The following is a 1,617-nucleotide window of genomic DNA, read 5'->3' as shown; positions in this document are numbered from 1 at the left end:
ATGTCCACCTCTTAGAACCTCAGGATTACCTGCCCTTTGTCTATCTGATGAAACGCAGCTATCTGATTTTAACGGATTCAGGTGGTATTCAGGAAGAAGCACCATCACTTGGTAAACCCGTTCTATGCATGAGAGATACTACAGAACGACCTGCTGCTGTTAAAGCGGGTACAGTTCGACTAGTTGGAACATGTGATGAGACCATTGTTAATGAAGTCAAGAATTTGCTTGATAATGAGATGGCTTATCAAGTTATGAGCAATGCAAGCAATCCGTATGGAGATGGGAAATCCAGCCAACGAATATTACAGGCTGTTCTGGGTAAAGATGTATCCATGAGCATGTTTATAGAGCAGGAATTAAGAATCGCTTAGCAAACAATCAAGTTTTTTTTGATCTTAATTCCATTTAAATTTCACTCACAAAATCACTATTCACTAAAACAACTAGCATGAACTACAATACAATCTCTGTTATTGGCCTTGGCTACATTGGTCTACCTACTGCTGCTGTTATTGCAGGTAATAATATTAAAGTAGTAGGCGTTGATGTAAACCAACACGCTGTGGATACCATTAACCAGGGTAAAATCCATATCGTTGAGCCAGGTCTGGAAGAGCTGGTAAAAAGCAGTGTGGACAAAGAATATCTAAAAGCTTACACCACTCCGCAAAAAGCCGACGCTTTCCTGATGGCAGTTCCAACGCCTTTTAAAGGTGACGATCACGAACCTGACCTGAAGTACATTGAAGCTGCATCAAAGGCATTAGCTCCTGTTTTGGAAAAGGGGAATCTCGTTGTCCTGGAATCAACTTCACCTGTCGGTGCCACTGAAAAAATGGCAGCCTGGCTCGCTGAAGCTCGCCCAGATCTGAGTTTTCCTCATCAGGTCAGCGAGGGTGAAAAGTCCGATATCCAGATTGCCCACTGCCCTGAGCGTGTATTGCCAGGCCAGGTGATACGTGAACTGGTAGAGAATGATCGCATTATTGGAGGTATGGATTCATTCAGCACTGAAGCCGCTACAGCTGTTTACAAATTATTTGTAAAAAAAGGCGAGTGCATTGCAACCGAAGCACGCACTGCAGAAATGAGCAAGCTTACTGAAAATGCCTTCCGTGATGTTAATATTGCATTCGCAAATGAGCTGTCGCTGATCTGTGATAAACAGGGCATCAATGTGTGGGAACTGATCTCACTTGCAAACCGACATCCCCGTGTCGATATCCTTCAGCCCGGTTGTGGGGTTGGTGGGCACTGTATCGCAGTTGACCCTTGGTTTATCGTTAACCAGAACTCGGAAACTGCCAAAATAATTCATCAGGCACGCCTGATTAATGACTACAAGCCAAACTATGTAGTTGAACAGGTTGAGAAAGCTGTAAACGGCATTGAAAATCCAACGATTGCCTGCCTTGGTTTGGCATTTAAACCGGATATTGATGATCTTCGTGAAAGCCCTGCTCTGGAAATTGTGAAGAAATTAGCAACCAATGAAAAATACAACATTCTGGCAGTAGAGCCTAATATTGAAGAGCTTCCAGAAACACTGTTAGAAAAAGAAAATATTGATCTGGTGACTCTGAATGATGTTGTAACTGAGGCTGACATCGTAGT

2 protein-coding genes are annotated in these 1,617 nt (G+C 43.0%); both read left to right on the top strand.

Annotation, left to right across the window (positions count from 1 at the left end):
• Positions 1–374, top strand: a 374-nt coding sequence (locus KDK18_RS13250; protein WP_257255402.1) for a UDP-N-acetylglucosamine 2-epimerase, incomplete at its 5' end; no start/stop codon positions are given.
• 77 nt (positions 375–451) lie between these two features.
• A partial coding sequence (wecC, locus tag KDK18_RS13245; protein WP_257255401.1) for a UDP-N-acetyl-D-mannosamine dehydrogenase occupies positions 452–1,617 on the top strand: 1,166 nt, incomplete at its 3' end.

It is taken from the genome of Endozoicomonas sp. SESOKO3 (assembly GCF_024606255.1).
This window is presented reverse-complemented; position numbering and strand designations above follow the sequence as displayed.